Source organism: Streptomyces sp. SID3212 (assembly GCF_009865405.1).
Taxonomy (GTDB): Bacteria; Actinomycetota; Actinomycetes; order Streptomycetales; family Streptomycetaceae; genus Streptomyces.
In genome coordinates, this window is record NZ_WWJY01001011.1 from 1 (window position 1) to 6,897 (window position 6,897).

Genomic DNA, 6,897 nt, shown 5'->3' on the forward strand with positions numbered 1-6,897 from the left:
CGCGGCCGGCGCGGCGGGGGCCACGGTGGCCCTGCTCGGCACGGCCGCGCTCGTACGCCGCGCCCGCAAGGCCCGCCGCCGCATCTAGGGCGTGTCCGCGAAGTGGGGTCGTCCGCCCGGAGGGCGAGCCAGACCCCACTTCGCGGACACGCCCTAGGGGCGCACACGCGCCGTCCAGCGGAAGGAAGCTTCCACCATGCGGTCTTGTACGGCACGATGGGCGGTATGGCGACCACCCCCACCCACCCCGGCGAGCAGACGGCACAGGACCCGATCCGTCTGCTGGCGATACGCGACACCCCTCTGAGCGTGGACGAGGTCTTCCGCGCGGTCGGGGACGACGCCGCCGGCGGCACCGCCCTGTTCGTCGGTACGGTGCGCAACCACGACGGCGGCGCCGACGTGGACGCGCTCGGCTACACCGGCCACCCGTCGGCCGGGGAGGAGCTGCGCCGCGTCGCGGAGAAGATCGTGGCCGACTTCCCGGTGCGCGCGCTGGCCGCCGTCCACCGGGTGGGCGATCTGACGGTCGGCGATCTCGCGGTGGTCGTGGCCGTCTCCTGCCCGCACCGGGCCGAGGCGTTCGAGGCCTGCCGCAGGCTGATCGACGACCTCAAGCGCGAGGTTCCCATCTGGAAGCACCAGACCTATGCGGACGGGACCGACGACTGGGTCGGGGCGCGGAACGACTAGTTCCGGTTCCGGATACCGTCGCCGACGGAGAGCCGGACCCTCCCCGGGACCGCCGGCGGGGCCCGTACCGGCCCCAAACCGGTCCGGGACCCGGACGGCCCGATTTGCGTAACCGGGGCCCTGCCCGGAGCGTTGGACCAGCAGATGGTTAATCTGCTGATCGGTCGGTCGCAGGCGCTGCGAACGCTCATGGGGGGTACGGGAGGTCCGAATGGCCGCGCTCACCTGGTTGCTCATTCCACTTTTCGCCGCGGTAGGTGCCGCGATATGGGGAAGCTGGGCCCAGAGGAACCGCACGACGGGAGACATAGCCACGCTCAACGGCTACGCACGGTTCCGAGACGCGATGGAAAAGGTACATTCCGGCTCCGGCCCGGCCTGACGACAGCGGCCGCGGGCTCCTCGTACGGACCGGCCCCGGGGGTGGACTGACAGACCCTTCCCGTACTGTCGTTCCATGCCACGGCGCACCGCGACCATGCTCGCTTCCACCCTCGCCCTCATCGGGTTGCTCTGCGCGGGCCTGCTGCTCCCCGTGCCGTACGCCGAGATGAGCCCCGGGCCGACGGTGAACACCCTCGGTGAAGCGCGTGGCGAGCCGGTGTTGCAGGTATCGGGGCACAAGACGTACCCGACGTCGGGTCATCTGAACATGACGACGGTCCGGGTCACCGGAGCGGATTACCGGATGAACGTCGTCGAAGCGGTGTACGGCTGGCTGGCACACGACAACGTCGTGGTGCCGCACGACACCCTCTACCCGGACGGCAAGACGGAAGAGCAGTCCACGCAGGAGAACGCGGAGGAGTTCAGCCAGTCCCAGGAGAGCGCCAAGGTCGCCGCCCTGGAGGAGCTGAACATCCCGGTCACCTCCTGGATCATCGTCGCGTCCGTCGTCAAGGACAGCCCCGCCGAGGGCACGCTGCACGCCGGGGACGTCATCAAGGCGGTGGACGGCTCCCCGGTGAAGGACCCGACGGACGTCGCCAAGCTCGTCACCAAGCACCGGCCGGGCCAGAAGGTCGTGTTCACGGTCGTGCCCGCCAAGGACGCGAAGGCGGCGGAGAAGGCCGGCAAGGAGCCCACGGGCACCAAGGACGTCACGATCACGACCAAGAAGTCCGACGAAGGCGACCGCGCGATCGTCGGCATCCAGGCCGGGACCGACCACACGTTCCCGTTCACGGTCGACATCAAGCTGGCCGACGTCGGCGGCCCGAGCGCCGGGCTGATGTTCGCCCTCGGCATCGTCGACAAGCTCACCCCCGGCTCCCTCACGGGCGGCAAGTTCGTCGCCGGTACGGGCACGATCGACGACCAGGGGAAGGTCGGCCCGATCGGGGGCATCGAGATGAAGCTGGTCGGCGCGCGCGACGCGGGCGCGCGGTACTTCCTCACCCCGGCGGAGAACTGCGCCGCGGCGGCCTCGGACATCCCGGACGGGCTCACCCTGATCAAGGTGAACACCATCGCCGACGCCAAAGCGTCCTTGGACAAGGTCCGCTCGGGGGACACGGCCGGCCTGCCGAGCTGTTCGGCAAGCTGACCGGCCGTGCCACCGTCACCCAGTGGGTCGGACCCGGTGGTTACGCCTCGAAGGTGGCGGACAGTGCCTCGGCCAGGCCCGGGACCAGGCCGGAGCCGGTGAGGACCTCGGTCGGCGAGTCCTTCTCGCGCAGCCGCAGCGCCGAGTCCCGCGCGCCGTCGCGCAGCACCGCCACCGTCATCCGTACCTCCTGACGGTCGGGGTGGGCGGCGACCCAGTCGGCCAGGCCGGCCTCGTCGAGGCCGTCCGGGACGGACGCCTCCGCGGACGGCGGCAGCATCAGCCGCTCGACGGTCATCGCGCAACCCGCCACCGCCCCGGGCCACGCGATCGTGGCGAGGAACTCGTCCAGCGGGGTGTCGGCCGGGATCTCGTCCTGCTCGATAGGGGTGAGGGGCGCGGTCGCGTCACCGTCGTCGAGGCCCAGCTGGGCCGCGAGCTCCGGCTCGTCGGTGCGCAGCCGGGCGGTGTCGACGAGGGCGAAGAGCCGGGCCGGCTGGTCCCAGCCGAGCCCCGCCGCGTACTCGTCGATTTCGAGGACCGCGCGGGTCAGCGGGCTCGCGGCCATGGGGGTACCTGAGGAAACGTTGGACATGGCCGATATCCTGCCCCCTCGGGGACCGCGGACGGGAACTAGGTAAAGCCTCAGTAAGTTGCATGAGTGGGTCCTACGATCGCGGGACCGCTGCAAGGCTGATCCGTTCGACGCTGATTCATGTTGATCCACAACGACGCTGATCCATACGACCGCGAACTTCGAGGTGCGCACGTTGGCTTTCCAGATGCCGGACCGCGGCGCAGGCCCCGCCGGGCCACGGATGAGAGTGGCCCGCCCGTCCCGGCGGGTCCGGACCCTGCTCATGACGCTGGGGGTGCTGGCCGTCCTGGCCATGCTCTTCGTCATGTTCGCCGGGTTCTGGACCGACTGGCTCTGGTACCGCTCGGTCGATTACTCATCGGTTTTCACCACCACGCTCTGGACCAAGGTCGGACTGTTCGCGGTCTTCGGCCTGTTGATGGCCGCCGCCGTCGGGTTCAACATCTGGCTGGCGCACCGGCTGAGGCCGCCGCTGAGCGCCATGTCGATGGAGCAGCAGAACCTCGACCGTTACCGGATGGGTATCGCCCCGTACAAGAAGTGGGTGCTTCTCGCGATCACGGCCCTCGTGGGGCTGATCGCCGGAGCGTCCGCGTCGGGCCAGTGGCGTACGTGGCTGATGTACGTCAACGGCGTGTCCTTCGGGCAGAAGGACCCGCAGTTCCACCTGGACGTGTCGTTCTACGCGTTCAGCCTGCCGTGGTACCGCTTCCTGCTGGCCTTCGGCTTCGCGGCGGCCGTGCTCTCCCTGATCGCCGCCGCCGTGACCCACTACCTGTACGGCGGGCTGCGGGTGACGAGCCCAGGAACGCGCGCGACCGGCGCCGCCACCGGGCATCTCTCCGTACTCATCGGGGTCTTCGTCTCGCTGAAGGCCGTGGCGTACTGGCTGGACCGGTACGGACTGGCCGTGAAGTCCAGTGACTTCAAGGCGGCGGGCAACTGGACGGGCCTGCGGTACGTGGACGCCAACGCGTATCTGCCGGCGAAGACGATCCTGTTCTGCATCGCCGTGATCTGCGCGGTGCTCTTCTTCTCGACCATCTGGCGCCGCACGTGGCAGCTGCCGGTGATCGGCTTCGGTCTGCTGGTGCTGTCGGCGGTCCTCATCGGCGGCCTCTACCCGGCGATCGTGCAGAAGTTCCAGGTCGAGCCGAACGAGCAGGCCAAGGAGGCCCCGTACATCAAGAAGAACATCGACGCGACGCGCACCGCGTACGGCATCGCGGACGCCGATGTGCAGGACTACTCGGGGCAGAGCGACCCGGCCAAGCGGGCCGACCAGCGCAAGGCGGCCGACAGCGCCGCCAGTTACCGGCTGGTCGACCCGAACGTGGTCTCGCCCGCCTTCCAGCAGCTCCAGCAGGAGCGCAAGTACTACCAGTTCCCGGCGACGCTCGACGTGGACCGCTACACGGGCGCGGACGGCAAGCCGCAGGACACGGTCATCGGCCTGCGCGAGCTGAACATCACCGGTATCCCCAAGAGCAACTGGATCAACGACCACTTCACCTACACCCACGGGTACGGCGCGATCGCGTCCAAGGGCACCAACACGGTGATGTCGAACGACAACGGGGGCACGATCGGCGCCCCCGACTTCACCGAGGCGGGCCTGCCGACGACCGGCACGCTCGGCACGTACGAGCAGCGGATCTACTACGGCGAGAAGACCGAGCAGTACTCGATCGTCGGGGGCCCGCAGAAGGAGCTCGACTACGAGAAGAACGGCGAGAAGACGACGAGCTACGCCGGCAAGAGCGGCGTCGACCTCTCGAACCCGGTGAACCGCGCGGCGTACGCCGTGGCGTTCAGCGAGCCGCAGATGATCTACTCCGGTGCCATCGGCGAGGGTTCGCGGATCCTCTACAACCGGACGCCGAAGGACCGCGTCGAGGCGGTCGCCCCCTGGCTGACCATCGACGGCGACGCCTACCCGGCCGTGGTCAAGGGGCGGATCCAGTGGATCGTCGACGCCTACACCACGACCAACGGCTACCCCTACGCGTCGCGTACGACGCTGGGGGACACGACCGCCGACTCGCTGACCGACAACCAGCGCGCGGTCGTGGCGCAGCAGAACCAGGTCAACTACATCCGTAACTCGGTGAAGGCGACCGTCGACGCGTACGACGGCACGGTCACGCTCTACCAGTGGGACACCGAGGACCCGGTCCTCAAGACCTGGATGAAGGCCTTCCCCGGCACGGTGAAGCCCAAGGCGGACATCGACCCGGACCTGCTGGCCCACCTGCGCTACCCGCAGGACATGTTCAAGGTGCAGCGCGAACTGCTCACCCGCTACCACGTCACCAACGCCTCGCAGTTCTACAGCGGCAGTGACGCGTGGCAGGTGCCGGACGACCCGACCAACAAGGACAGCAGCGCGGTCCCGCCGTACTACCTGAGCCTCAAGATGCCGGGCCAGACGGACCAGCGGTTCTCGCTGACGACGACCTTCACGCCCAACGGGCGCCCCAACCTGGGGGCGTTCATGGCGGTGGACGCGGACGCGACCAGTCCGGACTTCGGCAAGATCAGAGTCCTGAGAGTGACCTCCAACGTCCAGGGCCCCCAACAGGTCCAGAGCGAGCTGAACGGTGTCGACAAGGTCGCCGAGTTCGTACGGAACCTGAGAGGCACCGACTCGGACATCGAGTACGGCAACCTCTTGACGGTGCCGCTCGACGGAGGGTTCCTCTACATCGAGCCGGTGTACGCGCGCGGTGGCAGCGCCAACTACCCGCTGCTCAAGATGGTGGCCGCCTCCTACGGAGGAGGCAAGCCGGTCTTTGAGGAGAGCCTGACGCAGGCGCTCAACGCGGTGTTCGGTACGGAGGGCTCGCAGCCGCCGTCGACCACGCCACCACCACCGGGCGACACCACCAAGCCGCCGCCCACCGGCAGCACGGCGCTCAAGCAGGCCATCGCCGACGCACAGAAGGCGTACGACGAGGGACAGGCGGCGCTCGCGAAGCAGGACTGGACGGCGTACGGCAAGGCCCAGGACGAGCTCCAGGCGGCGCTCAAGCGGGCGGCCGAGGCGGACGCGGCGGCCGGCACGTCGGAGAAGCCGGGCGACAAGCCGTCGGGGTCGTCGTCGGCGAAGCCCGGTGACAAGCCCTCGGGCTCGTCCACGGAGAAGCCGTCAACCGGGACGTGAGCCCGTGAGCCCCTGAGTGACTGAGTGACTGAGTGACTGAGAAAGCGTCACCCCCGCGTCGTGGTACGGTTGGGACACAACGACGCGGGGTGGAGCAGCTCGGTAGCTCGCTGGGCTCATAACCCAGAGGTCGCAGGTTCAAATCCTGTCCCCGCTACGCGAAGTCAAGGGCCCGGATCCTTCTAGGATCCGGGCCCTTGACGTGTGCCGCCGCCACCTGTGTCTCAGGTGGGCCGCGTTGATTCCCCATCGGGTTTGACTTGTCTCTCTGTGGGCAAGTCGACAAAACGCAACGACGACCTCTCCGGCCGCGATATACCAGCTGTACGTGGGTGGACAGGTGGTGCGACGATGGTATTTATGGGGGATAGGGCAACTCTGTTGGAGACAGGGCGGTTTGTGCAGCAACACGAGGCCTCGGACGCCGAGGCGGAAGCGCGTCACCGCCGCGCCGCCGAGAAGGGCGACACCGCCTCGATGAGCGTGCTCGGCGCGCTGCTGCTGCGCCGTGGCGACCTCGACGCCGCCGAGCCCTACCTCCGTGCCGCGACCGCCGAGGGCGAGCGTGCCGCCGCCAACAACCTGGGTGTCCTGCTCCACCAGCGCGGTTATGTCGAGGAGGCGGCGGGCTGGTGGCGGATCGCCGCCGTCGCCGGGTCCGCCGCCGCCGCCCACGCCCTCGGCCGCCACTACCGCGAGCGCGGCGACGAGCCCGCCGCCGAGTACTGGCTGCGCCAGTCCGCCGAGCAGGGCCACGCCCTCGGTGCCTACGCCCTCGCCGACCTGCTGGAGCACCGCAGCGACGTCGGCGCCGAGCGCTGGCTGCGCGCCGCCGCCGAGCAGGGGCACCGTGAGGCGTCGTACCGGCTGGCCCGCGCGCTGGAGCGCCGGGCCAAG

General features: G+C 69.2%; 4 protein-coding genes, 1 tRNA gene and 1 pseudogene. 5 read left to right on the forward strand and 1 reads right to left on the reverse strand.

Features of this window, described 5'->3' with window-relative positions; translation table 11 throughout:
- The first annotated feature begins 225 nt into the window (after positions 1-225).
- Positions 226-693, forward strand: coding sequence for a molybdenum cofactor biosynthesis protein MoaE (locus GT042_RS30030; protein WP_161311844.1), 468 nt, complete (start codon positions 226-228; stop codon positions 691-693).
- Between the two features lie 457 nt (positions 694-1,150).
- The gene (locus GT042_RS30035) at positions 1,151-2,239 is read left to right on the forward strand and encodes a PDZ domain-containing protein (protein WP_161311845.1); all 1,089 of its coding nucleotides are present in this window, start codon (positions 1,151-1,153) and stop codon (positions 2,237-2,239) included.
- Positions 2,240-2,279: 40 nt separating this feature from the next.
- Here GT042_RS30035 and GT042_RS30040 read toward each other — a convergent pair whose 3' ends face one another.
- Entirely contained in the window at positions 2,280-2,834 is a 555-nt protein-coding gene (locus GT042_RS30040; RefSeq protein ID WP_161311846.1) for a PPA1309 family protein, read from the reverse strand.
- 187 nt (positions 2,835-3,021) lie between these two features.
- Between GT042_RS30040 and GT042_RS30045 the strand changes: the two genes are divergently transcribed.
- The 3 genes and pseudogenes from GT042_RS30045 to GT042_RS30055 all read left to right on the forward strand — a co-directional run.
- Entirely contained in the window at positions 3,022-6,000 is a 2,979-nt protein-coding gene (locus GT042_RS30045; RefSeq protein ID WP_202534162.1) for a UPF0182 family protein, read from the forward strand.
- Between the two features lie 83 nt (positions 6,001-6,083).
- Positions 6,084-6,157 (forward strand) — tRNA-Met (locus GT042_RS30050).
- A gap of 194 nt (positions 6,158-6,351) precedes the next feature.
- A pseudogene (locus GT042_RS30055) lies at positions 6,352-6,897 on the forward strand (tetratricopeptide repeat protein); the annotation flags it as partial.